The following is a 23,123-nucleotide window of genomic DNA, read 5'->3' on the forward strand; positions in this document are numbered from 1 at the left end:
GCTTCAACTTGTTCTCCCCGTTCAGATAGTGTGAGTTTTAACCTGGAATTGTTTTCATCTGTTGTAGCTTCTAAGGATTTGTAATTGTTGTTTTGATCAAATTCCCGTTGGCATCATACGTATACACAATTTTTTTGCCAGAGAGAAATACAATGCTCGTCAGGCGACCGGCAGAATTATAAGTATACGTATATTTCTTCAACGCTGCTTTCTTCACCGAGTTGCTTGGCCCAGACTCATTGCCTGCCATATCTTTTGATCTTATTGTAAACGTATGTTCTTTTTCGGGATCAAGCCAAAGGGTCTCAAAGCTGGTTCTATTCGTTCCTCCATAAAAAACATCATCTTTATAAATGAGAAATACAATTGTATCATTATTTGATTCTTGCAGCGCATCCCAAGACAATTCGACTGAACCAAAATTGGATGTTTCAATTTTCAATCCTTTCGGGATTTCCAGTGGTTTACTGATAGGTGTTATTCCGAAGTGAATATTCATGATACTTTGAGAATCAGTTTGATCGATAAGCCCATTGTTGTTCATGTCAGCTATATTGATTTGCTCTGGTGTCAGAGTAAGTATACCTTCTATATGCTTTGTAACCAGCAAGGCATCTTCAGGAGTAATCACACCATCCCCATTGACATCACCTTTAGGATTCTTCTTGAATCTGATCATCGAAATACTCGGTTGAGACTCATCCCCTGCATTATTTTTCGAACGTATTGTAAATGTATAATACCTCTTCTGTGGATCAAGAGAATTGACCAAGTACCTGGTTTCATTCGTAGTTCCAATTAAAACATTGTCCTGATAGATGCTAAATCCAGTTACATCCTTATTTACTTCTTTTAGTGTATCCCAGGATAAATTAATTGAAGTATGATTGAGTATCTCCATTTTCAAACCTTTCGGGATCTCCAGTAGTTTACTAGTAGGGATTGTTATTCCCAAGAAAATATCCATGATACTTCCAGAATCAGTTTTATCGATAAGCCCATCGTTGTTCATGTCAGCTGCCTTAATTTGCTCTGGTGTCAGCGTAATTGTGCCTTTTATATGCTTTGTAACCAGCAAGGCATCTCCAGAAGAAATCACACCATCCCCATTGACATCACCTTTTAGCACCTCTTTGACAGCAAAGTCCTGCTCCACAGTGGTTACTTTTTTCGGAGTTGAGTCCGCTGCTTCAACTTCACCTGAGAGCCATATAAGAGAAGACAGTATAGTCACCGTTATACACAATCTGCTAGCAAGCTTAAAAGTTGATTTATTTTCTCTCCCATTCATCTCACGTGCTCTCCTCTTTATTGATAAATTAAGTACAAGACTTGTTTTGACACATGCAGAAAACCTAATTATCCTAATCTCCTTCTAAAATCAATGGAATACAACTACGTTCCACTCTAATACCGAGAAGCTATCCTATCATTTCACAATATGTCTACACCCCATTTTTATCGCTTATGCTAAAGAGCTATCTTATTATCGTCGATTCAAATCTATAAAGAAATAGGGTTTTTTTGTTTTAATTTGTCTTATTTTGTCGTATTAATCCCAAAAAACAGCTATAAAATTTAAATGTTATGTAAACTATCGCTTTGCTGTAATATGTAAATGTAGTATTATATTTAAGTTATAAAAACAACAAATACTATATATAGTTATATAATCTTTCCTTATATATAGATTACTTACTCATTTCACATTGCTAATCAATCCATTTTTTCGACAAGTGATTTCCAATCATACCTAGATATCTACAATGATAAAAAAACAAGAAGCATAAGGACACATTAAAAAACAAGCCAGTTGATACATCACATTAAGGGATATACCTCAGAATAAAGCCACTCCCTAAATAGTTATTCCATTCGATCCAGAAGCTCGACAATGACCTCATCCAATTCTTCAAGCATCTCACTTTTAGTTGGGTTTTCTAATATGTTTCCAAATTATCCTTCAATACAATCAAATATTACGAAGGCAATTTGCTAATCGAACCCGTCAACACAAGATATTTCCATGTTGAATCTTTTGTTTCAAAAACATTTCGAATATGAGGAATCAGATCTTCTCCAAATCTCATAAGTAAATCTTCTACGGATCTGGAAACGGGCCAATTCCCGTCTTGCAACCAATCCATCAGCTCTGGGATGATAACTTTTAATTCTACATCACTAAATTCACTTAACTTACGCACCGCCTCAAAGTCATGTTTATCGCGGGGAAGACACTCCCTAATATCCATTTAAACTTCCTAATCTCTATGTGCAAAATCATATACTCCCTCTGTTACTCTACTGGCTCTACATCCTCTACTCTGATCTCAATCTCATCTTGATTCTTCGTTGTTGACATCGCGTCTCTTATGCGAATCGCCCACGTTCCTGCATCCTGATAGAATTGTACATCTTCAATCACAGGAACACGTACTTTTTCTCCATCTGGTGAATATAGTCCACCCCGAATTGCATCCGCCTCACTTAGATGAGCACCGTCTGGAGTATTTGGACAAGATACCGCTATCTTTTCTGCTCTGGCCTGCCCAGGATAGGGTTGATTTTCCGGGCCTCCATCCGTCCAGACTTCAACGTAGGAGCCGATCTGCGGATCAGGCGCGTTAGAGAACCATTTTGCCGGATAATACCGACTTCCTCCTCCGTTCGCACTGAAATCCTCATATGCAGGATCAACCACAAGAATGGAATTGTCTTTGCGTTCAACCACATAACCAGTGAATCCATCTTCACTTGGTGCATTCGCTTGAGTCTGCACAGAGTTGCACTCGATATGTCCTGAACATCCCGTAAGGCATACGATCAGGATTGAGAGCAATATGAGGACTCGACGAAGATTGGACATATGTATATCCCCCTTTATTAACACCTCTTTCTAAATTTAACGTTCCATTTCAGGTTATTGTTGCAAATACAGCCTTTGGCTCATCCTTATCTTCCCGACGGGCCCGGCACGATTACCCCAAATAATTCACTTCTTCATATTCCGCTTGTACACGTACCTTCCCCAGATTACCAATGTTGCGCATAACAAGACAGCACAGTAAGCCCAGACAAACAGCATGGCAAGCCCCAACCCGATGTTGGCATCCAAGCGTTCATCAACGATCTCTGTGTACAGTGCAAAACCGATTGGCACAGCACCCACTAAGAAGAGTCCGATGAGCCATCCACCCCAGCGTCTAAAGCCTGCACCCCCTCCAGTACTGGAAAGCTTACGTATTCCTTGCACCAAGAGTAGTAGAATCAAAATAAAAATCAGGCAGGTTATGAGAATTTTTAGCATGTCCTTCGCCTCCTACGTCATTCATAATGATGAACATATCATATAATTGAAAATGTAAGCTTGACTATAATTACCCCGTTTGGTGCTCCATGATTCGACTGTGACAACAAGGCAGCATCTCAGAATCACACCTTAATCATGATAAAGAAAGTAAAAAAAACGCCATCATCCTGACTCCTTCCAAGTCATGAACGATGGCGTTACTTCTCATTTTTCTCACATTTACAATGTTACGTCCACATCAAATACGTTAAGCGCCAAACTGTGCATAGTGCAGACGGCTATACACGCCACCTGCGGCAAGCAGTTCCTCATGACGTCCCTGCTCCGTAATTCCTTGTTCGGCAACGACAATAATGCGGTCTGCATTTTTGATCGTAGCCAATCGGTGAGCAATGACCAGCGTCGTCCGGCCCTCGGATAACTCAGCAAGTGATTGCTGAATCGCCGCTTCCGTTTCTGTATCCAGTGCGGATGTGGCTTCGTCCAGGATCAGAATTGGTGGATTTTTCAGGAACATACGGGCAATGGACAAACGTTGCTTCTGTCCACCGGACAGCTTCACGCCGCGTTCACCAATTAATGTATCCAGCCCTTCCGGCATCGATTGAATCAAGGTTTCCATCTGTGAACGCCTTGCGGCCATCCAGATTTCTTCTTCAGATGCATCCAGCTTGCCGTAGGCAATGTTCTCCCGAATGCTTCCATCGAAGAGGAACACGTCTTGTTGAACAATACCGATATGACTACGCAAGGAGTCTAGTGTCATGTTCTGTATCTCCTGCCCATCGATCGTGATGCGACCTTCCAGCACATCATAGAACCGCGGCAGCAGACTGCATAACGTTGTTTTCCCTGCACCCGATGGACCGACAAGAGCTACGGTTTCACCTGCACGCACGTTTAGATCGATTCCTTTGAGAACAGGCTCCTGATCGGAATAACCAAAGGTTACTTGCTCATATCGAATATCTCCGCGCAGATGGGATACCGCAACAGCTCCCGGACGGTCTTCTACATCCGGTTCCATGTCGAGCAGCTCTGTATAACGTTTGAAACCCGCAATACCTTTGGGATACGTCTCGATCACCGAGTTAATCTTCTGAATCGGTGTCAGGAACACATTGGACAACATAATAAAGGCAATAAACTGACCGTACGTCATACTGCCGTTAATGACAAACCATGTTCCGCATACCAGAACAAAGAGGGATACCAGCTTCATCAGCATATAACTGACAGAAGAGTTCCAGGCCATGATTTTGTATGCGATCAGCTTGGTCTGGCGGAAACGACCATTGTTCACAGCGAATTGTGCTTTTTCATGCTCTTCATTAGCAAAAGCCTGAACGACACGGATACCTGTAATATTGTTCTCCACACGAGCGTTGAAGTCGGCAATATCACCGAACATTCGGCTGAATGCCTTGGACATTTTGCTACCAAAGTAGAGCGACAGATAAATAATCAGCGGCACGATGATAAAGGTTAACACAGCCAAATTCCCGTTAATACTCATCATGATGCTGAAAGCACCAATCAGTGTCATCACCGCAATAAATACATCCTCTGGACCATGATGGGCAATCTCGCCAATATCCATCAGATCGTTAGTCATACGGGAAACGAGATGTCCGGTTTTCGTATTGTCGAAGAAACGGAACGATAATTTCTGCACATGATTGAACAGGCTTTTACGCATGTCCGTCTCAATGTTAATACCCAGCTTATGTCCCCAGTATGTAACGATGAAGTTCAGAAATGAATTCAGGAAATAGATGCCGAGCAATCCCAGGCACGCCCATAGAATCCAATCCCAGCGCCCACCTGGCAGCAAGTCATCCACCACTCGGTTTACCGCCAGTGGAAAAGCCAACTCCAGCAGGGCGACCAGAATCGCACAGCTAAAGTCCAGAATAAAGAGCTTTTTGTAAGGCCTGTAATAGGCAAAGAAACGGCGAAGCATGGACTGAAGTCCTCCTTATGCAACCACACAATGATGATTACGTTCTATTTGGTCCTGCTTAAAAGATACAGGAAGTATGGTGCGCCAATGATGGCAACCAGGATACCGGCAGGGATCTCCGAAGGCTGCAATATGACACGTCCCAGCGTATCTGCAACGAGCACGAGCAATGAACCGACCAGTGCAGATGCGGGTAACAGAAACTGATGTTTTGGACCCACCAGACGACGTGCCAGATGTGGACCGATCAGACCCACAAAACCGATCCCCCCACTCACAGATACACATGAACCAGCTAGTCCTACGGCAGCCGCCAGCAGAATCAGCCGCTCACGCTCAACTGGAGCGCCGAGTCCACTTGCCGTCTGGTCACCCAGATTAAGTACGTTCAATACACGTGCTTTGTACAGAACCAGCGGTACAAGAATAATAAGAAATGGCAACAATGCCGTTACAAATTTCCAGTTCGAACCCCAGATGCTACCTGCCATCCAGGTAGCTACGAATTGATACTTTTCCGGACTAAGCCGTAAAGTAAGTACGATCATGATAGAGCTGATTCCCGCCGCTACCCCGATCCCCGTAAGCAGCATACGAGTAGGCATGATGCCCTCTCCTTTTTTGTAGGAAAGAATATAGATCAGGAATGCAGCAAAACCCGAACCGATCAAGGCCAGAATGGGCAACAGGAATACCGGAGCCGCTGTAGTTGTCGGGAAAAAGGAAACAAACAGCATCACGACCAGCCCGGCACCTGCATTAATTCCGAGAATACCCGGATCTGCCAGCGCATTACGCGATACCCCCTGCAAGATACAACCTGACAAGGCAAGTCCTGCACCAACCATCACCGAAATAACAATACGCGGCAGACGGAATTCAAACAGAATCAATTCCTGCTTCGCTGTCCCGCCACCAAACAGTGTACGCATCACCTCAAGGGGCGAAAGCTTGGTAAATCCTGTATTCATACTCACCACAAAAGCCCCGATAATGAGTATCGCAAGTACAATCAGCACGATCGTGCTCTTGGTTCTCTTTCTACGCTCTGCTCCAATTACGGTTGAGGATCCCATCGTTACAGTGCCCTCCTTTCTTTGCGCGCCAGATACAGGAAGAACGGTACCCCAATGAGGGCAACCAGTGCCCCAATTGGCGTCTCGTATGGCGGGTTAATCATCCGTGCAGCCAAGTCCGCGAATACGAGCAGCAGACTGCCCATTACAGCGGAACATGGAATGATCCAGCGATAATCTACCCCAACCAGCTTCCGTGTAAGGTGGGGAATAATAAGTCCAACAAAACCAACAGCACCCACGACCGATACAGCTGTACCTGCGAGAATGAGTACAACAATCAGACCTACCAGCTTAATCAGTCCTGTACGTTGGCCCAGTCCAACGGCAATATCTTCTCCGAGGCTAAGCAGAGTAATGGAACGGGAAATGATCAGACCTGCGATCAGTGCAGCCAGAACCCATGGGAACATGACCTCCAACTGTGACCACTTCGTTCCGGCTACACCGCCAGCTGTCCAGAAGGCCAGGTCTTGTCCAATTCTGAAATACAACGCAATCCCTTCACTGAGTGCAGATAACATTGCAGATACAGCCGCACCTGCAAGTACAAGCCGCAGAGGTGTCAGACCTGACCTGGAAGATGCACCGAAGCCATATACCAACAGGACCCCAAGCCCCGCTCCAATGAAGGAATACATAATGATGTACATATATGGCATGCCTGGGAAAAAGGCAAAACAGACAGCGAGCGCAAAGCCGGCCCCCGCATTCAGCCCAAGCAGACCGGAATCGGCGAGTGGATTACGGGTCATACCTTGCATGATCGCGCCAGCGACAGCGAAACATGCACCTACCATCGCTCCGCCAAGAATACGCGGCAACCGAATCTCCCATATGATCTGATGCGGAGTCAGGTCCGGATTGAAATCGAAAATAGCTTTCCAGACGACACCAAGCTTAATATCAGCAGCGCCAAAAGAAATGGACAGGGCCATACCCAGAGCGAGCAGTAGAAGGCCCCCTGTAAGAATGAGTGTGGCTGCCCATGGGCGCGTGTGTATCTTCGCTGTGGGTGAATTCGTATCCTGATGTGCTGGTGAAGCTTTGGAACTCATACGCGTCCACCCTCATTATGAATGGAGCCGCTCAAACCTATGTACATAACAATCACCTCTCTATAAATACCGAACTTAATGATATTGATTCTCATTCCCATAGATCATTGTAAGTGAATCTCTCGTCTCTGGCAATGGACAAATGGGACATATTTATTGCATATATGAAGATTTACACACCATTGGGCACGCAAAAAGACTGCACCGAGCGAAAAAGCTCCAGCGCAGCCTTATTATTTTATACATCATATCCAGAGTTCAATCACCGGGCATGTACTGCCATCAAGGAGACCAGCACATCAGGAACATCGGTAATAATACCTTGCACACCCATGTCAATCATGGTCTGCATCTCGGCAGGATCATTCACTGTGAAGGGATAGGTTACAACACCACGTGCCAATGCTGCGGCAATGTCTTCGTACGTAACTGCCAGCTTGTAGGGATGAAGGCCGGAAGCTTCAAGTTTGGCAGCATAGTCATACGGACGATACAACTTTTCCATATATAGGAGTGCAGTGCGAATCTCCGGGGCAAGACGCTTGCACCTTACAAGCGAAGCATGATTGAAGCTGGACAGAACGACATGTTGCTCCATCTTCCAGTCCCGGATCACCTGTATGATCGTCTCTTCCATCCCCTTATAACTTACACTGCCATTTTTCAATTCCAGGTTAAGCAGAATCCCTTTCCCCTGAACCAGTTTGAATAACTCCTCCAGAGCAGGAATGCGTTCCCCGGCAAAATCGGCGTGAAACCAGGACCCGGCATCTTGTGTACGCAGTTGATCGTACGTGGTATCCTTCACCCAGCCCTCTACACCCGCAGTTCGGCTTAACGTTTCGTCATGAATTAGCACCAATCGGCCATCACTTGTCATCTGCACATCGGTTTCTATGCCGGTGGCTCCAAGCTCAAGGCTTCGTTCAAAAGCAATTATCGTATTCTCGGGGCATACGGCAGATGCACCGCGATGGGCAATAATCTCCATGTTCCTCATTCCAGCACCTCCTGCAATCAACGTTAACTCTATGAACTTCACTATAAACACGGTTTGTTAGACTGGTATTAACAGAGCGTTTAATTGTATAAGCTCTTCGCTGACACATGAGCTATGGTTGGATATCCAACGGGCTGGGGATTCACTCATTTTTGCGAACTCAATCTGGAAATCAACATAATATAGTATGAACGAACGATGGAAGAACTGCACTCCGTTATAAGGAGGTTGACTATTGAATCCTTCAAAGAAAAAATCGACATCTACGCGTCCTCGCACATCCCAGTTACAGTCGGCTTCCAGGCTCTCCAGATCAACTGTCCATATCAAAAACAAATCCGGCAAGACGGATAATCAGCGCTCCTTTAACTCCAGTTCACCCCACACACTGGATCAGCTGGCTATTGTTGCAGCTATACTTTCCTTAATTGCAGCAGCGATCGGGCTATACATCGCCTGGAAATCGTTAAGTAATCCGAATCAGACTGCTGTTGTGGTATAAGCTACGACCGCTTGGTGTGCAGTTATCGACCCAGAACGCTCACTCCTGCTTCTGATCTTGTTCAGGAGCAGGTTTTTGCCTTCAATCCCTTCATTTATCTGAACATATCAAAAAACCGTTCCCCTGAAACGCCGGCATGTACCGGCGTTTCTTTGGAAAGGCATCTTCTTCATCGGATATTGCTGTTCAGCACGATCCCGTCCAGAAATGGTGACCGAATTACAGAATGAATGTGCGAGAGATGATAACCAACAGAATAAACAAGACCAGGATTGCGCCTGTTGATGTCCACGCTCCACCACCGAAGCCTCCGCCGCATCCGTATCCTGTACCTTTGAGTTCGCTCATGGGTGACACTCCCCTCTTCATGAAAGTACACTATAGACTATGTCCGATAGCGCAACTTGCTTGGGCAATTCGAAAATTTCCCACAGAAGCGATGGGTGACAGGCCCACTTTTCACATACTCATTGACCGTTCAGCTGTGACCATTTTTGAGTCAATTCTGCAGGAATATACGATGACATCCGGGCAAGCAGTTCTGCTGGTTCGGATTCCAGACTCCACAGACTGAGATGTGAGGTGTTCGAGAATCCCTCATGTACGCTATGCTCGACCATCTTCATTAACGGCCCATAATATCCGTTGACATTCAGTAAGCCGACAGGCTTGCGATGAATGCCGATCTGTGCCCAGCATAATACCTCGAATAATTCTTCAAATGTACCCATGCCTCCAGGAAGTGCAATGAATCCATCGGATAATTCAGCCATCGTCGCCTTCCTTTCATGCATGGTCCCCACTTCAATCAGTTGTGTGAGCCCTCCATGAACCACTTCTCCCCGGAACAATCCGGTAGGCATGACCCCGATCACTTCGCCCCCTTGCTCCAGAGCAGCGTCAGCGACTGCGCCCATCAAGCCCATGCAAGAGCCCCCATAGACCAGTGCATACCCGCTATTGGCAATCTGTTTGCCCAGTTGAACAGCCTTCTCAGTGTAATCGGGGTGATTTCCCGGATTGGAGCCTGCAAAAACAGCTATACGTTTCAATGGATTTCACTCCTTATTATGATTGATCTAAATAATATATATCATGAATGTTATCGGTATGTACAACAGGTTATCAGATGAATGGACAAAAAAATACCCGACCGTTTGCAGCCGGTCGGGCTCCCATGCAGTAGACATCAATTTAGAAGGGGTTGTTACTACCTAATATACAGCTCAAATATTAAATCCGTATGATCTTTACATGAAATGAATATTAAATATGAGTGTATCTAACGTATCCCACGTCTTGAACGCACGACAAACATATGCTTGTCTTTACGAAGAACCCGACCATCTGCAAGTTCAACCTGATCTTCATCATGACTCAGAATCGTGGTGGATAATGCTACAATTTTGGCCCGGCGCCAGATCATAACCTGTGATTTGAAATAGATGGCATTCTCAAACTGAATTGCCTTTTTCATCACATATCCAACTTTATGCACTTCAGAACGTGCTTTCTTTAAGGGAAGACTCTCTTCGGGAAGAGGTTTGATCATTGCGATATTGTCGAACGACACCTTGATACGTTTCGGTCCGATCCGTACACATTCCGCTTCTTCATCCCACTCTACCAGCGTTCCCTTCAGTGGCTCTCGTATGCCTGTTGCGCGATATACCGCTACTTTTCGTCCTATCCAATGTCGCAATGTCCTTCACCTCCATCTGTCTAGTTTTCCGGTATCGTCCAATCGATGGGTTCAATACCTTTGGAGGTCAGGAAGTCATTGGCTTTGGAGAAGGGGCGACTGCCGAGAAATCCACGATGCGCCGCCAGCGGACTGGGGTGTGTAGACTCCAGCACCAGGTGGTTGTCCCTGTTAATAAAAGCACCTTTCTTCTGGGCATGACTGCCCCACAGCATATATACCATCGGTTCTGAACGTTCATTCAATGCACGAATTACAGCATCCGTAAACGTCTGCCAGCCCAGTGCTTGATGAGAATTCGGCTGGCCTTCACGAACCGTCAGAACAGCATTCAAGAGCAGAACGCCTTGCTGTGCCCAATGGACCAGAGATCCATGATTCGGAATCGGCAGACCCAGATCGGCCTGAAGTTCCTTATATATATTTCGTAGAGAAGGAGGTATGCGTACCCCCGGTCGAACCGAAAAGCTTAATCCGTGAGCCTGACCCGCTCCGTGATAAGGGTCCTGACCAATAATAACAGCTTTAACCTGATGATAAGGAGTTAACTTCAGTGCGGAGAAGAGGTCTTCTTTGGGTGGAAAAACGGTATGCGTTTTGTACTCGGCGGCGAGTGTGTAACGAATCTTATTGAAATATTCGGCTTCCGTCTCTTCCTGAAGCACCTTGTCCCAATCGTTGCCAAACATATGTATAAGCTCCTTTCCCCTGATGAATGCTGATCCGTGCAGCCCAAATTAATGGGCTCTTCCTTCTGAGAGCTGCATGTCATGCGGCTCATAGACTATCCACCATTTTAACATAACCAAGGGCGGCAAGCCAGAATTGTGCATCAGGGTGTCGGATTACCTGTAAACAAATCTTTGTTTGAGCTGGATTTAGTATGTTTGATCAGGACCAGTAACGCTCACTGTTGATCGATGACTTACACTTGAACCGGAACGGGCACCTCTTCGGCTTCCTTCACAAGCACGCTTCTTATTCTCCGCAGTCCTTCCTGAAGGACAGAGTGAGGACAAGCCAGATTCAACCGAATACAACCTGCACCATTTGCTACAAACATATGACCATCTTCCAGCAACACACCCGCTTGCTCAGCGAAGAATAAAGGTAAACTTACATGTTTGGGAGCATATGCCGAGATATCCATCCAGGCCAAATATGTGGCTTCTGGAATGTGAAAGACGGCCAGCGGCAAATGTTTCTGCACAAACTCTTCTACGTAGGCAAAATTGGCATCGAGATAACCTTTTAATTGTTTCAGCCATTCATCGCCCGTTTCGTAAGCCGCTTGAGTGGCAGCGATGCTAAGCGGGTTTTTGAACCCATAATGACGTGCCTGCCAGATGTCTCGAAGTTCCTTGTTCGGAATGATGACATTGGAGAACATCAGACCCGCCATATTAAACGTTTTGCTCGGAGACATGCAGGTAATGATTCGATCCGTACCCGGAAACAGCTTCGCAAGCGGTGTATGTCTCTTGCCTGTCCGTAACAGATCACAGTGAATTTCATCCGAAATAACCCACACATCGTTGTTCAAACAGATCTCACCCACACGTTGTAACTCTTCCGTTGTCCATACGCGCCCGGAGGGATTATGCGGGTTGCAGAAAATACAGACCCTCACTTGTTCATCCTTGGCTTTGGCTTCCAAATCCTCAAAATCGATGGAATAATGTCCCTGCTCGTTAATCATATCCGAACACACCAGTTCAAGATGATTATGCTCGGCAGCCGATTTGAAAAAACCATAGGAAGGTGTCACGATCAGCACTTTCTCGTCCGGTTTGCAGATGTATTCCACCAATTCATACAATGCAGGAATAATTCCATTCGAGGTCTCCAGATGCTCCTTGGGGAAAGACCAATCGTAATACCTTTTCATCCAGTTGGAGACAGCTTCGTAGTACGTTGGATCAAACACCTGTGAGTACCCCATGATTCTGCGGTCCAGACGCTGCTTGACTGCATCCAGAATCTCGGGAGGCGTGGCGAACTCCATATCTGCAATCCACATGCGAATAAACTCTTCGTCCTTGAATGGAAAAGTCATATCATCTGATCTGTTAAAAATATATTGACGGAAACCATCCGTGTTCATGGCGTTCGTTCCTGTGCGATCGATAATTTCATCAAAGTTATATTTCATAGCTTCTGCTCCCTCTGTCTGCTCTACTTTTTTCATTGTCGGTTCATGTCGTATTGCATCTATTATTCCATGACGTCGTAATTGCATCAAATGTAATACAATCTATCCTGACGAAACAAATGAAGTTTCTTGTTTCTTCAGAATAGGTATTCCCGTGAAAAAGTGATATATTTTTCATATAGCATCATTTTTATGAATGACTTTCATCATTTTCACGTACTCTCAAGAAACATGACATAAGGAGAACCCGTTATGAACAATATCAATCAAGAAGTTGGCAAGAAAATACGAAATTTTCGGAAGTGGCGGGGACTGACGATCCAACAACTTGCAGATCAGATCTTCAAGAGCAAGGGCACCCTGTCCAAGTATGAGAGCGGCGATATTACACTCGATCTGGTCACGTTACATCATATTGCGGACACGCTCAACATTCAGGTGGAGCAACTCTTGTACCAGGAGCCAAGGCATGCTTCTCCCCTGATGAATGCGGTCCCATCCAGCTTTTTCAAGAATTCCACACGTTTCTATTCCTATTTCTATGATGGCCGTAACAACAGTCTCATTCGTTGCGTCATTGACATGATGGCACAGTCGGATGCCAACCGTTATCGCACCGTGATGTATATGAACGTGAAGGACTTTGAGAATTATCAGGAGTGCGAGAATATGTACTGGGGCCACACCGAGCATTACGATACCCTGACCACACTGATTTTGAAAAATCAGGCCACACCGCTGGAGAATCTATATATTAATATTTTGGCGTCTTTTCAGGAATCTGAGAAGAAGTGGGGACTTATGGCGGGAGTTTCATTCAGACCGTTCATGCCTATTGCGCTTAAAATGCTCTTCTCCAGAACACCGCTGCCCGAGAATCAGGAGTTATATAATGAATTGAAGATCTCCAAGGAAGATCTGCGGACACTGAAAATATACAATATGCTCGCGGTCACCTGAACAACGTGAATTCTCCTTTATGATTCATCTTGGACCAGGCAGACCACTGTATAACAAAAAGACACTTGAACAAGCTGTTCATTCCAGCTACTCCAAGTGTCTTTCGTATGTTAACGCTACCTTAGGGGAGAATCCGGGATAGCATAGGCTTCCGATGCAGCTTCCTTTCAGAAAGCTTTTGGGCGAACGCTTTGTTTATCCAGTTTACTCAGTTCTTGATCAGATCAAGGGTCTCATCGAACTGTTGCTTCTGCTCTTCGATCTTATTTTCATTTCCAATGACGCAGCGTTGTTGCTGTTCAAGAATCGCGGACACCAGTCCGGCAAAACCGTTAATATCGCTTTCTTTGGTGCTGAGCACCTCGTCACGTTCCTTTTGCAGATCCGCTTCAGTCACGTTGGACAGATAACACTCCAGAGAGAATGAACCTTCGCCATAGGGCGTTCTCGGCGTATCCAGATCTTGAATCGCACCAATGATGTATCGCGTCATCTCCCGCTCGTCTGCCCGGAAATCGTTCAGATATTGCGGCATTTCTTCATATACTTTGTACGTTTTATCAAGATTTGGATCACGGTACGATGCAAAATAACTGTCTCCGTTTCGTCTAAAACCGGACATGCATCCATAAGCTCCGCCTTTGGCACGGATATTAGTCCACAGGTAATCCAGGGACAGAATTCCCTGCAAGACCCGCAGTGATCCTGTATATGAATAACCTTTGTCGATATAATTGCCCGTTTGCACGACATATTGAACCTCAGAAGATGATCGGAATCCTTCTTTATGAGGTGCAGGTGTGAATGTGAATGCTTCTTTGGCAACCTCGTGTGTGAACAGCTTCGATTTCAGATCAGACACCTGCTGCTCCAGTCCTTCATATCCCTGTTCATCGGCAGTGTAGCTGACAAGCAGGTTCTCCGGTCTGAAAATATACCCTGTCAGCTCTTGCAAGCTGGTGGATAAATCTTCTTTTCTAGCCTCAAAGTTCGCCTGTAGCTCCTCTAGCCACTGGTAGTATGCAATGCCGCTAACCACTTCTCTGAAGTCGGCAACTGCTGAATGTTTGGACGTAGAACGGCCAATTCCCGCAGAATGTCCACTATTGATCAGGTTGCGTTGCAGATTGCCCTTCATCTGGGAGATGATCTCATATAATCGCTTCGAATTATCGAATCGGGACGTAAACACGATTTCTTTGATCATGTCGAAGGCAAATCCGAGTTTGTCATACAGCACTTTGGCGTTGAACTCATAGGAAGCCTTGAATTCATTGTTCTTATGCGCGTTGGCATACGATCCAATTCCGCTATGAATACCGCCCGAATGAATATGAATTTCATTCGACAGTTCATTGAACGAGTAAGTTTGAGTGTCGACGTAACCTAACACATTCTTCAATAGCCCTGCATACGGCAGCAGACGACGCGGTACTTCCTTAATATCGAACAGGAGCCTCAGATAACCGATTCCGTTGGTGTAGAGGTTATGATGCAAGATGGTTGTGCCATCGATCTGGTTCACCGTTTGATGCAATGTAGAGGCTTTCGGTTCAATATCTTCAATCGACAGCGTCGGAATGACCTGCTGCTGCTCTTTGGTTGATGGTGTGTTCTGATACTCGGCAAGTGCTTCTGTGCGCTTGATCAAATCCTGAGTCTCATGCTCGCTGAGTCCCGCCTGAATGGTTTTCAGACGTGCTTTTAGTGCTTCCTCCTTGCGTGAGTTCAGCCCCTTATCCGGGGTGAGCGCCACAAAGGAAGTGTGTGTGTTCTGCAATATATACTTTTCGATCAATTGCTCGAAGTAACCTTCGTTCATTTTTGTACGCAGCTCAGCAAAGACGTCATTGGCTTCCAAATGGGTGAAAGGCGCTTGTTCATCGTACAACCAGCTTTGCAGGGAGGAGAATCCGTAGATCAGGCCTTTTGGCATTCTGCCATAATCCGCTTCCCGGTGATTGAACTCATAGGAGTTAATACCTGCAAGCAGCGCTTTGGGATCAAAACCATCTTTCACCACACGCTCAAGCACTTCTTTGACCGTTCCCAGGAAGTCTTCTTTGCTCGACAGATTGCTCTTCTTCAATCCAACGGTAAATACAGGCTGATACAGACTGTCGTCATACGAACCATAGACATCCTTGGCAATGCCTTTATCCAGCAACGCCTGTTTCAGTATCGCTCCCGGAGCGTTCAGCAGTGCGTATAACAAAATCTGAAACGAGATATTCAGTTCCTTGTCCAGACTTGTGCCGATCACCGCATTATATGTTAAAAAGCTGTTATCCACTTCCGATTCCGTGCTTCCGGCAGAGTAGGTTTTGATCGTATCCACCCGCTCTGCAAAAGCGGATTGGAGTTGAATAGCTGAATCAATATCGATTCGATCATAAGCACTCAGATAGTTCTCATCCAACCACTGAAGCTTCTCTTCCATATCCATATCTCCGTACAGATAGATGTAGCTGTTGGACGGATGATAGTATCTTGTGTGGAAATCCAGCAGCCCTTGATAGGTCAGATCCAGAATAGCTTCAGGGAACCCTCCAGACTCGGAGGAGTATGTGGTATCCGGGAAAAGAGAGTTCAGCACTTCTCTACGCACCATACGTTCCGGCGATGAAAAGGCACCCTTCATCTCATTATACACAACCCCGTTATAGCTCAACTCGTCATCCGCCGAAGTCAGGTTGTAGTTCCAACCCTCTTGTAAAAATATTTTTTCATTCTCATAAATGTTCGTATTCAATACCGCATCCAGATAGATATCCATCAGATTATGAAAGTCGTGATCATTACGACTCGCGATCGGATAGATCGTCTTGTCCGGATACGTCATGGCGTTAAGGAATGTATTCAATGAACCTTTTAGCAACTCAACAAAAGAATCCTTGGCTGGAAATTTCTTGGACCCACAGAGCACGGAGTGTTCCAGGATATGGGCTACCCCTGTGTCGTCTTCGGGAGGTGTACGGAAACCAATACTGAATACTTTGTTATCGTCCTGGTTGGACAACAGTACAATTCTAGCCCCGGATTTCTGGTGTTCCAGCAGGTACGCATCGGATTTGAGTTCTTCGATTCTGCGCTCCTGTAACACTTTGTACGGTTTAAGCTGTTTCAACATAAACTTGAGTCCTCCGTCCATCAGATGGTTTTATTGTTTTGTGAACCTATATCGTTCAGCAAGGTACAGGTAATATATGCCTACGGATAGTATACACCATTGTTCCGTCTCTTCATAAAAGCCAGTTCAATGTACCTTCTGATATGTATTATGCACGGTTTATGTTTATGAACTGCAAGATAAACAAGTCAGCCATGATACGCCAATTCTATAAAAATCCACAAAAAAAGATTGCATGCAGCTTGGTTAACAAGCGTCATGCAATCTTTTCTTTAAGATGCCGAGGACCGGGATCGAACCGGTACGGTAGTCACCTACCGCAGGATTTTAAGTCCTGTGCGTCTGCCAATTCCGCCACCCCGGCATGGGTATGTATTTCTTGGCGACAAGAAATATCTTACCATGAATAGATTAACTTTGCAACACTTTTTATATAAAATAATCCAACTATATAAGTTTAACTAATGATTTACACGATAACGGAGAGGACAGAAAAACTGAAAAAGCGAAGCGTTCGCCTTTATCACCGGATTTTCCCTTGAGAAAAGGGAATCGAAAAAATCTGGGGATAACAGCGATTAGAAGGTTATTCTGTCATCGTAGTGTCAGTGTAAATAATCTTTAGTTCAACTTATATAAATGAAACAGGCACTGCAAGCATCAGCTCACAGTGCCTAGAAAGTCCGAGTTGCGGTCCCGGACTTCCGGTAAACCAATCTATATTAAGGGAGGTGTGAGATAAGAATACCTCCCCAACATTAAAGAAACCTAAAATCAGCCTTAAATTAAACTAAAAAAGTAGAATAGGTCGAACACGAGCTGCCTCTTCCTCACTGCATTCAACGATAACCAGAATATGGTCCTTTAGCAGCCAATCTTCGTAGTACCGTGCATCCTCTTCCGAGATCCCCGCTTCAGTCAGCGTAAGCACGAGATCATCGGTCTCACTCCCAATCTCGTTTCCGGCGAGCCGGCGCACTGCTTTTCCAATAGACATCGTCTGATCCATTCGCTTCCCAAGACCAGCCAGTATGCCTTTCAAGGCTCCAAAGGCACCATCCGTTCCAGCACCTTTTAATGGTTTGGGCAGCCCCGTCTTCTCGCTCACCAGCTCCAGATTGAGCTGTTCCTTCGCCACCGCTCCCAAATATTTATCCTTAATCCCTTCCTCTTTAACCTTATTCAGCATGATTATTGCCTCGTTCTCGGTACGGGCCAGCCCAATGATTAATTTCGTCATTCCGTTCCCCTCCTTTTACCCTAATATAACCCCGTAATTTCCTTTCACAAACGGAACACCTTAGCTAAGACAATTCACCTAGTACATTTATTTATTTCTCTTCTGGAAATCTATACCTAGTTCTGATAGACTAGATAAAGAAGCCAAATTAACCATTGAAAATATTGACATACGTATTTAACATCTCATAATCAGGAGCAATGACTTATGAAAAAAGAGGTAGAAATTGCCATCCGGCGCAATCAACAGATTATCGTCCGTAATACAAGCGGTCAAACGGTAACCGGCTTTCCAGAGCGTACCGCCGATAGTTCCATTCTCTCCTTACGTACCGTTCACGGAAGTCTGTGGATACCGTTCGATGAGGTTGAACAAGTTACTCGTCTGTTAAGCATCCGGTCTCATCATTTAAGTGGAATGCAACTCGTTTAGTCGAATTAACAACTATAGAAAATCACTTCTCGTATGCATACGTAAATAGTGTCTAGATATTCCAACACTTCATACAACAAAACCAGACGCATCAACGTCTGGTTTTCTCTTTTTTTACTTCACTACGAATTTTACTCGTGTTCCATCTGGATATGTACTTAACTGATTCCCTACCCATGAACCTGCACCACGATTATCTTTTGGCGTAATATACTGGATATCTGCACCCATGCCACCTTCCGCGCACATCGCCATCGGCCATTCATCCCGATCCTTACCTTTTTTGACCGGGACACCCTTGAGCGATAAATCCCGATTACCTTCAGCTCCATCACGATCAATGGTACATACATCTGAATGTCCCGTTTTAATGGCAGCTTTAATATGGTTGGCCGTTTCGGGATAGCGCTCTGATGGGAACCTAATGGTATGGTCTATACTCTTGTTAGCCCCCCGAATGGAGATGGTATCTCCTCCGGCCATTCTCCACCAGCCCAGGCATAGAGGGCTACCAGCAGCATGGCTACCAACGTTAGTACCTGCTTTTTGAATCGTTGCTTACCTCTACTCTTCCTTCTTGTGCGTCTCTTACTCATGCTGTGTCTCCCCCATTCAACACTTGCATTATAACAGAACGTCAGTTCGTAAAACAATCCAAAAAAAACAGCCGAGACTACCCGACTGTCCTGCTTTGAATATTAGCCTACGTTAGGAATGGCCTGTTGATGCAGCAGCAATGGCAATGTAACCTCAAACTGTGTGCCTTTCCCCTCGATACTCTCTACTGAAATCTGACCATTCATTAATTCCAACAGCTCTTTGCAGATGGTCAGACCAAGCCCGCTCCCACCATATCGGCGTGCATGGGAGATATCTGACTGGGTGAATGCATCAAATAATTGATCCATATGCTGTTGGGGAATACCGATTCCCGTGTCACGCACAGAGAATACGAGAATAACAGTATCCATCAATTGTTGTTTGACATCGATCTGTAATTGTACTTCACCCTGCTCCGTGAATTTAATCGCATTACTCAGCAAGTTATCCAGTACCTGCCGAAGTCTTAACGGATCACCTATAAGGACGTCAGGAACGCTTAGATCAGCGTGACAGAGTAAACGTAACTGTTTATTCTTTGCTGAAGGCTCATGCGTCTTCACAATCTGTTGAATCAGCTTCAGCGGCTGGAACTCAATATGCTCGACCCTCATTTTACCTCTGCCCAACTTTGCCATGTCCAGGCTATTGTTCACAATGTTTAACAGCGCCTCACTTGATTGACGTGCAAGATCCAGATATTCTTTCTGCTCATCCGTGGTTTCCCCCATACTGACAAGTTCAATCATCCCCATAATACCGTTAAGCGGGGTACGAAGCTCATGATTCAGCTTGCCGATGAATTCCAATTGTCCTCTGCTGTTCATCTCAGCCATGGAAGCTGCGAATTTCAACTGCTGATCGGCATATTTTCGTTCTGAAATATCGTATTGAATACCTACAAAATACAAGCACTCTCCTGATTCATTGAAGATCGGATCAATATTCAATTCATTCCAGAACTTCTGGCCATTTTTTGTATAATTTAAGATATCAATCTTAATGGACTGTTGTTTTCTTAATGCATCTCGAATTAACTCCAATGTTTCGGGGTCCGTATCTGCACCTTGTAGGAATCGACAGTTCTGTCCGACAGCCTCTTCGTACGTATATCCTGTCAGCTTGGTAAAATGTTCATTTACATACATGAGCGGAAGCTCAGGCAATGTAGCATCGACTACCGTCACGGAGGATTTCACTTTCGATATGATAAATTCCCATTGTAATGAAAGTTGTTTATATTGGCTCATGCCTTCCTCCTTTATCCTATACCATTAACTCAACCAGATGGTATGTGCTGAGATCAAACCAATATATTTTAATTGTAACACAGTTATTCAATAGATGTAGTTCATGGGTAATAGCTGTTAACTAACATTCGACAATAACCTAGGATACCAGCAGGAGGAAAACGCATGAAATTTCTGTTAATGATCATTATTATTATTTTGATTGTAGTCATCTTTACCCGACGCAGACGTTAAGCTCAAGGTCCGTTATGTAGGATAAGGAAGGAAGATGGGTATGAGAACCCTCTTTTTTATATTCATGATACTCTGCATCATCAATTTCTGTTTCCCCAAATTTGGCTGGTATCTGCGATACGGCTGGATCTCACGGGGCGAAACCGAGCCCAGCAGACCCTATATGGCTATGGTCCGAATGACCAGCCTGCTTATGTTGCTTGTCGCCTTTACACTCACAATGGCATGAACTATAGGAATCAAAGACGGCTGTCATTATTGGACAGCTGTTTTTTTGTGTTGTAATGACGGGAAAATGATAACTTTGTTTGTGGTGCGATGATGATAATGCCCGTAATATAGATATATCGTTTCGGAAAGGACACCTTGGCATGAACATCGCATTTTATCCTTACTGGGCTGCTAAAACGCTGCTCTCGCTTATTAACGTCATTTATATTATGGTCATCACTTCGTTTATTTACGGACAGACTGGGTCGGTACTCCTTGCTGCGATGTTTCCATTCATTCAGATGATCACTCGCATAACAGCAGGATTTACTATGCCGATGCTTGTGAACCGTATCGTATTCTCCAGACTGATGATCAGCATTCCCATAGCCAAAACAATAATCATGACTGGAATAGCGATTTCGTTTACCCACTTGACCTCAAATATGCCGCTTCTGTATATAAGTATTATCATTCTATCCTTTTTGGACGGATGGGAATCTCCGTTATTGAGTACGTTAACCCCACGATTGGTTCAGGGAGAAGACCTTGTGAAGGCCAATAGCCTTCTCTCATTCTCCAGTCACACCGTAATCATTGTGGGGTATGCTGTCACAGGATTCGCTGTGATGAACTGGGGAGCACCTCAAACATTCTGGGCAGCTACAAGTCTGTCCTGGGCCGTTCTAATCTTCATGATTAGCTTTGGCTCACTCACAAAAGATATTACAGAACAACCCGAGAAATCTGCCGCTACACGGAATGTATTGCGAGAAGGCTGGTGGATACTTTGGAATAACCCAACCTTACGCCTGATTACGCTTATAGACATTGCTCTGGGTCTTGCTGGCTCCATCTGGATCGGCGCGCTCACACTGGCCTTTGTGAAAGAAGCTCTGGGTCAAGGAGAAGGTTGGTGGGGACTCATGAACTCAAGTTATTCTGTTGGGAGCATTCTCGGCGGCATTCTGGCTCTTGCTTTGGTCAAACGTATTCAGAAGCACCTGATCGCCAGCATGACCATTGGTTCTCTTCTCCTCAGCCTGTTGACCATCTTTTATGGGTTGAACAGTCTACCCTGGGTCTCTTTGGTATTATGTGTACTGATCAGTCTAACTCACCAGGTTCATAATAAGGCCCAGCAGACAGCGCTTCAGAACAGTGTACCTGTCGAATCTCTGTCCAAGGTATACGCCGTACATAGCGTCCTGATCTCCACGGTCATGTGTATATCCACGGTCGTCTTTGGTCTTATTGCGGATCAACTGGATATTCGGTGGGTATATCTTATCGGTGGAGCCTTATTTATCACGTCTGCAATATGCTCTTTATCGTTAATCCGGGTTCACAGAGGGCAACAGCCTGCTAAATATACGAAAAATAAATAAAGCAAAAAGACGAGCAATATCTGCTCGTCCAAGGCTGTTTCCGAGAAAGATCGGAAGCGGCTTTTTTAACCCATACATCTGTTGAAGTCCGCTCAGACCTCCTGCCAGTCTCAATCCAATCGATAATCGGTCAGCGGCTTACCTTGTTTGTAATACAAAGCGGGGGATAATATATTGAAGAAAATATGCACTTCCGGCATGTACGCTTCTTCCAAAATAGCCTGCAACGACGATGCTATCCGGTTATGAATCTCCTGGTCACGTTGAAACATCAGAATCTCTATAGAAGCTGGAGAAGGTGTTAGCGCTTGTACATCATGACGCTCGGCCTTCATTCTCTCTTGTGGAATATGAGTAATTAGGGCCATTTGCTCTGTAATTTGGGGTACAACTTCCTCTAGCTGAGGACCTGTGAATCCTTTAAAGCGAATAAACGGCATTGCTATCCCTTCAATCTCTGTTAATAGTCTCTTACGTGATTTTAAGCACATTGTTTTCAGTTGTCAAATGTCATGGACGGCATATCATACTTCTCCAAATAGGAAAAGCCCCGCCGAAGTTTCAGCGGAGCTAGTACCTGCAAGATTCTAAGCGTGACTTACAGCCAGAAAGATTTAGTGATGATCACGAGCAGGATGAACAGCACGAGAATTGCACTTGTGGAAGTCCATCCGCCACCAACATTACAACAACCGTATCCAACTTGACTCATTTGATTGGCCTCCTTTGAATTTCAAGGTATGCCATAACATATGCGTATTCCGCGCAATTGACAGGGCGATTCGGCAAGTTCATTGTCCATTCATCCTGGATTCTTGCCTGATGAATTAAACAGATGGAATGACGGTAATCTTCACGTGGTTTTCTCGCGTCTTCTGACTTGAAGAGTCTGTAATTCCTCTGTCCAGAACAATCA

Annotated in this window: 25 protein-coding genes and 1 tRNA gene; 5 read left to right on the top strand and 21 right to left on the bottom strand. The window is 45.0% G+C overall.

What is annotated here, in order from left to right:
* Positions 1-70: 70 nt before the first annotated feature.
* The 8 genes from C0Q44_RS27185 to C0Q44_RS27220 all read right to left on the bottom strand — a co-directional run bounded on the left by C0Q44_RS27185 (position 71) and on the right by C0Q44_RS27220 (position 8,407).
* A complete protein-coding gene (locus C0Q44_RS27185; protein ID WP_105410388.1) occupies positions 71-1,291 on the bottom strand; it encodes a dockerin type I domain-containing protein in 1,221 nt (406 codons plus the stop codon).
* 688 nt (positions 1,292-1,979) lie between these two features.
* The gene (locus tag C0Q44_RS27190) at positions 1,980-2,252 is read right to left on the bottom strand and encodes a DUF5071 domain-containing protein (protein ID WP_105410281.1); all 273 of its coding nucleotides are present in this window, start codon (positions 2,250-2,252) and stop codon (positions 1,980-1,982) included.
* 44 nt (positions 2,253-2,296) lie between these two features.
* Positions 2,297-2,866 (bottom strand): DUF3221 domain-containing protein, encoded by a 570-nt coding sequence (locus C0Q44_RS27195; protein WP_105410282.1) that lies wholly within the window; start codon positions 2,864-2,866, stop codon positions 2,297-2,299.
* A 126-nt stretch (positions 2,867-2,992) separates the two neighbouring features.
* Positions 2,993-3,307, bottom strand: a complete 315-nt coding sequence (locus C0Q44_RS27200) for a hypothetical protein (RefSeq protein WP_105410283.1) — start codon at positions 3,305-3,307, stop codon at positions 2,993-2,995.
* 250 nt (positions 3,308-3,557) lie between these two features.
* Positions 3,558-5,273, bottom strand: a complete 1,716-nt coding sequence (locus tag C0Q44_RS27205; protein WP_105410284.1) for an ABC transporter ATP-binding protein — start codon at positions 5,271-5,273, stop codon at positions 3,558-3,560.
* A gap of 44 nt (positions 5,274-5,317) precedes the next feature.
* Complete coding sequence (locus C0Q44_RS27210; protein ID WP_105410285.1) at positions 5,318-6,349, bottom strand: FecCD family ABC transporter permease; 1,032 nt, start codon at positions 6,347-6,349, stop codon at positions 5,318-5,320.
* Between the two features lie 2 nt (positions 6,350-6,351).
* Positions 6,352-7,407, bottom strand: a complete 1,056-nt coding sequence (locus C0Q44_RS27215) for a FecCD family ABC transporter permease (RefSeq protein WP_105410286.1) — start codon at positions 7,405-7,407, stop codon at positions 6,352-6,354.
* Between the two features lie 262 nt (positions 7,408-7,669).
* Positions 7,670-8,407, bottom strand: coding sequence for a glycerophosphodiester phosphodiesterase (locus tag C0Q44_RS27220; protein ID WP_105410287.1), 738 nt, complete (start codon positions 8,405-8,407; stop codon positions 7,670-7,672).
* 235 nt (positions 8,408-8,642) lie between these two features.
* Between C0Q44_RS27220 and C0Q44_RS27225 the strand changes: the two genes are divergently transcribed.
* Positions 8,643-8,909, top strand: a complete 267-nt coding sequence (locus tag C0Q44_RS27225; protein ID WP_105410288.1) for a hypothetical protein — start codon at positions 8,643-8,645, stop codon at positions 8,907-8,909.
* Between the two features lie 219 nt (positions 8,910-9,128).
* Here the strand turns inward: C0Q44_RS27225 and C0Q44_RS30535 are convergent, their stop codons facing one another.
* The 5 genes from C0Q44_RS30535 to C0Q44_RS27245 all read right to left on the bottom strand — a co-directional run bounded on the left by C0Q44_RS30535 (position 9,129) and on the right by C0Q44_RS27245 (position 12,763).
* Positions 9,129-9,257 carry a sporulation protein YjcZ gene (locus C0Q44_RS30535; protein ID WP_219845203.1) on the bottom strand — a complete coding sequence of 43 codons (129 nt, stop codon included), beginning with the start codon at positions 9,255-9,257 and terminating at the stop codon, positions 9,129-9,131.
* A gap of 119 nt (positions 9,258-9,376) precedes the next feature.
* Entirely contained in the window at positions 9,377-9,961 is a 585-nt protein-coding gene (locus C0Q44_RS27230) for an LOG family protein (protein ID WP_105410289.1), read from the bottom strand.
* A gap of 230 nt (positions 9,962-10,191) precedes the next feature.
* Positions 10,192-10,611 (bottom strand): hypothetical protein, encoded by a 420-nt coding sequence (locus tag C0Q44_RS27235; protein ID WP_105410290.1) that lies wholly within the window; start codon positions 10,609-10,611, stop codon positions 10,192-10,194.
* Between the two features lie 20 nt (positions 10,612-10,631).
* On the bottom strand, positions 10,632-11,300 hold the full coding sequence (gene ung / locus C0Q44_RS27240; RefSeq protein WP_105410291.1) for a uracil-DNA glycosylase: 669 nt from the start codon (positions 11,298-11,300) through the stop codon (positions 10,632-10,634).
* A gap of 236 nt (positions 11,301-11,536) precedes the next feature.
* Complete coding sequence (locus tag C0Q44_RS27245) at positions 11,537-12,763, bottom strand: MalY/PatB family protein (protein ID WP_105410292.1); 1,227 nt, start codon at positions 12,761-12,763, stop codon at positions 11,537-11,539.
* Positions 12,764-13,015: 252 nt separating this feature from the next.
* Here C0Q44_RS27245 and C0Q44_RS27250 point away from each other — a divergent pair, with 252 nt between their 5' ends.
* Positions 13,016-13,723, top strand: a complete 708-nt coding sequence (locus C0Q44_RS27250) for a helix-turn-helix domain-containing protein (RefSeq protein ID WP_105410293.1) — start codon at positions 13,016-13,018, stop codon at positions 13,721-13,723.
* 208 nt (positions 13,724-13,931) lie between these two features.
* On the opposite strand, the gene C0Q44_RS27255 is transcribed toward C0Q44_RS27250, so the two are convergent.
* From C0Q44_RS27255 to C0Q44_RS27265, 3 genes are all read right to left on the bottom strand, one after another.
* Complete coding sequence (locus C0Q44_RS27255; RefSeq protein WP_105410294.1) at positions 13,932-16,853, bottom strand: insulinase family protein; 2,922 nt, start codon at positions 16,851-16,853, stop codon at positions 13,932-13,934.
* 278 nt (positions 16,854-17,131) lie between these two features.
* Positions 17,132-17,217: transfer RNA gene (locus C0Q44_RS27260), tRNA-Leu, on the bottom strand.
* A 426-nt stretch (positions 17,218-17,643) separates the two neighbouring features.
* Positions 17,644-18,093 carry a general stress protein gene (locus tag C0Q44_RS27265; RefSeq protein WP_105410295.1) on the bottom strand — a complete coding sequence of 150 codons (450 nt, stop codon included), beginning with the start codon at positions 18,091-18,093 and terminating at the stop codon, positions 17,644-17,646.
* Positions 18,094-18,300: 207 nt separating this feature from the next.
* Here C0Q44_RS27265 and C0Q44_RS27270 point away from each other — a divergent pair, with 207 nt between their 5' ends.
* Positions 18,301-18,525, top strand: coding sequence for a hypothetical protein (locus C0Q44_RS27270; RefSeq protein ID WP_105410296.1), 225 nt, complete (start codon positions 18,301-18,303; stop codon positions 18,523-18,525).
* 114 nt (positions 18,526-18,639) lie between these two features.
* Here C0Q44_RS27270 and C0Q44_RS27275 read toward each other — a convergent pair whose 3' ends face one another.
* From C0Q44_RS27275 to C0Q44_RS27280, 3 genes are all read right to left on the bottom strand, one after another.
* On the bottom strand, positions 18,640-19,008 hold the full coding sequence (locus C0Q44_RS27275; RefSeq protein WP_181151191.1) for a NucA/NucB deoxyribonuclease domain-containing protein: 369 nt from the start codon (positions 19,006-19,008) through the stop codon (positions 18,640-18,642).
* Positions 18,960-19,121 (bottom strand): hypothetical protein, encoded by a 162-nt coding sequence (locus C0Q44_RS30420; RefSeq protein ID WP_181151192.1) that lies wholly within the window; start codon positions 19,119-19,121, stop codon positions 18,960-18,962. The genes C0Q44_RS27275 and C0Q44_RS30420 overlap by 49 nt, the downstream gene beginning before the upstream one ends.
* Before the next feature lie 102 nt (positions 19,122-19,223).
* Positions 19,224-20,375 (bottom strand): sensor histidine kinase, encoded by a 1,152-nt coding sequence (locus C0Q44_RS27280; RefSeq protein WP_105410297.1) that lies wholly within the window; start codon positions 20,373-20,375, stop codon positions 19,224-19,226.
* A 274-nt stretch (positions 20,376-20,649) separates the two neighbouring features.
* Here C0Q44_RS27280 and C0Q44_RS31950 point away from each other — a divergent pair, with 274 nt between their 5' ends.
* Together C0Q44_RS31950 and C0Q44_RS27290 are read left to right on the top strand one after the other, a co-directional pair.
* A complete protein-coding gene (locus C0Q44_RS31950) occupies positions 20,650-20,838 on the top strand; it encodes a DUF6199 family natural product biosynthesis protein (protein ID WP_105410298.1) in 189 nt (62 codons plus the stop codon).
* A 142-nt stretch (positions 20,839-20,980) separates the two neighbouring features.
* Positions 20,981-22,207, top strand: coding sequence for an MFS transporter (locus C0Q44_RS27290; RefSeq protein ID WP_105410299.1), 1,227 nt, complete (start codon positions 20,981-20,983; stop codon positions 22,205-22,207).
* Positions 22,208-22,317: 110 nt separating this feature from the next.
* Here C0Q44_RS27290 and C0Q44_RS27295 read toward each other — a convergent pair whose 3' ends face one another.
* Together C0Q44_RS27295 and C0Q44_RS27300 are read right to left on the bottom strand one after the other, a co-directional pair.
* A complete protein-coding gene (locus tag C0Q44_RS27295) occupies positions 22,318-22,647 on the bottom strand; it encodes a DUF1904 family protein (protein ID WP_105410300.1) in 330 nt (109 codons plus the stop codon).
* 158 nt (positions 22,648-22,805) lie between these two features.
* A complete protein-coding gene (locus C0Q44_RS27300) occupies positions 22,806-22,919 on the bottom strand; it encodes a YjcZ family sporulation protein (protein ID WP_105410301.1) in 114 nt (37 codons plus the stop codon).
* Positions 22,920-23,123: the final 204 nt, after the last annotated feature.

It is taken from the genome of Paenibacillus sp. PCH8 (genome assembly GCF_002968835.1).
In the GTDB taxonomy this organism is placed as follows: Bacteria; Bacillota; Bacilli; order Paenibacillales; family Paenibacillaceae; genus Paenibacillus.

Excerpts from the sequence above, each read along its gene's own strand:
- C0Q44_RS31950 (WP_105410298.1), top strand. The coding sequence starts at position 20,650 with ATGAGAACCCTCTTTTTTATATTCATGATACTCTGCATCATCAATTTC.
- C0Q44_RS27190 (WP_105410281.1), bottom strand. The coding sequence starts at position 2,252 with ATGGATATTAGGGAGTGTCTTCCCCGCGATAAACATGACTTTGAGGCG.
- C0Q44_RS27300 (WP_105410301.1), bottom strand. The coding sequence starts at position 22,919 with ATGAGTCAAGTTGGATACGGTTGTTGTAATGTTGGTGGCGGATGGACT.
- C0Q44_RS27245 (WP_105410292.1), bottom strand. The coding sequence starts at position 12,763 with ATGAAATATAACTTTGATGAAATTATCGATCGCACAGGAACGAACGCC.
- C0Q44_RS27205 (WP_105410284.1), bottom strand. The coding sequence starts at position 5,273 with ATGCTTCGCCGTTTCTTTGCCTATTACAGGCCTTACAAAAAGCTCTTT.
- C0Q44_RS27195 (WP_105410282.1), bottom strand. The coding sequence starts at position 2,866 with ATGTCCAATCTTCGTCGAGTCCTCATATTGCTCTCAATCCTGATCGTA.
- C0Q44_RS27290 (WP_105410299.1), top strand. The coding sequence starts at position 20,981 with ATGAACATCGCATTTTATCCTTACTGGGCTGCTAAAACGCTGCTCTCG.
- C0Q44_RS27265 (WP_105410295.1), bottom strand. The coding sequence starts at position 18,093 with ATGACGAAATTAATCATTGGGCTGGCCCGTACCGAGAACGAGGCAATA.
- C0Q44_RS27220 (WP_105410287.1), bottom strand. The coding sequence starts at position 8,407 with ATGAGGAACATGGAGATTATTGCCCATCGCGGTGCATCTGCCGTATGC.
- C0Q44_RS27280 (WP_105410297.1), bottom strand. The coding sequence starts at position 20,375 with ATGAGCCAATATAAACAACTTTCATTACAATGGGAATTTATCATATCG.
- C0Q44_RS27200 (WP_105410283.1), bottom strand. The coding sequence starts at position 3,307 with ATGCTAAAAATTCTCATAACCTGCCTGATTTTTATTTTGATTCTACTA.
- ung (WP_105410291.1), bottom strand. The coding sequence starts at position 11,300 with ATGTTTGGCAACGATTGGGACAAGGTGCTTCAGGAAGAGACGGAAGCC.
- C0Q44_RS30535 (WP_219845203.1), bottom strand. The coding sequence starts at position 9,257 with ATGAGCGAACTCAAAGGTACAGGATACGGATGCGGCGGAGGCTTCGGT.
- C0Q44_RS27270 (WP_105410296.1), top strand. The coding sequence starts at position 18,301 with ATGAAAAAAGAGGTAGAAATTGCCATCCGGCGCAATCAACAGATTATC.
- C0Q44_RS27255 (WP_105410294.1), bottom strand. The coding sequence starts at position 16,853 with ATGTTGAAACAGCTTAAACCGTACAAAGTGTTACAGGAGCGCAGAATC.
- C0Q44_RS27185 (WP_105410388.1), bottom strand. The coding sequence starts at position 1,291 with ATGAATGGGAGAGAAAATAAATCAACTTTTAAGCTTGCTAGCAGATTG.
- C0Q44_RS27275 (WP_181151191.1), bottom strand. The coding sequence starts at position 19,008 with ATGGCCGGAGGAGATACCATCTCCATTCGGGGGGCTAACAAGAGTATA.
- C0Q44_RS30420 (WP_181151192.1), bottom strand. The coding sequence starts at position 19,121 with ATGAGTAAGAGACGCACAAGAAGGAAGAGTAGAGGTAAGCAACGATTC.
- C0Q44_RS27215 (WP_105410286.1), bottom strand. The coding sequence starts at position 7,407 with ATGAGTTCCAAAGCTTCACCAGCACATCAGGATACGAATTCACCCACA.
- C0Q44_RS27210 (WP_105410285.1), bottom strand. The coding sequence starts at position 6,349 with ATGGGATCCTCAACCGTAATTGGAGCAGAGCGTAGAAAGAGAACCAAG.
- C0Q44_RS27295 (WP_105410300.1), bottom strand. The coding sequence starts at position 22,647 with ATGCCGTTTATTCGCTTTAAAGGATTCACAGGTCCTCAGCTAGAGGAA.
- C0Q44_RS27250 (WP_105410293.1), top strand. The coding sequence starts at position 13,016 with ATGAACAATATCAATCAAGAAGTTGGCAAGAAAATACGAAATTTTCGG.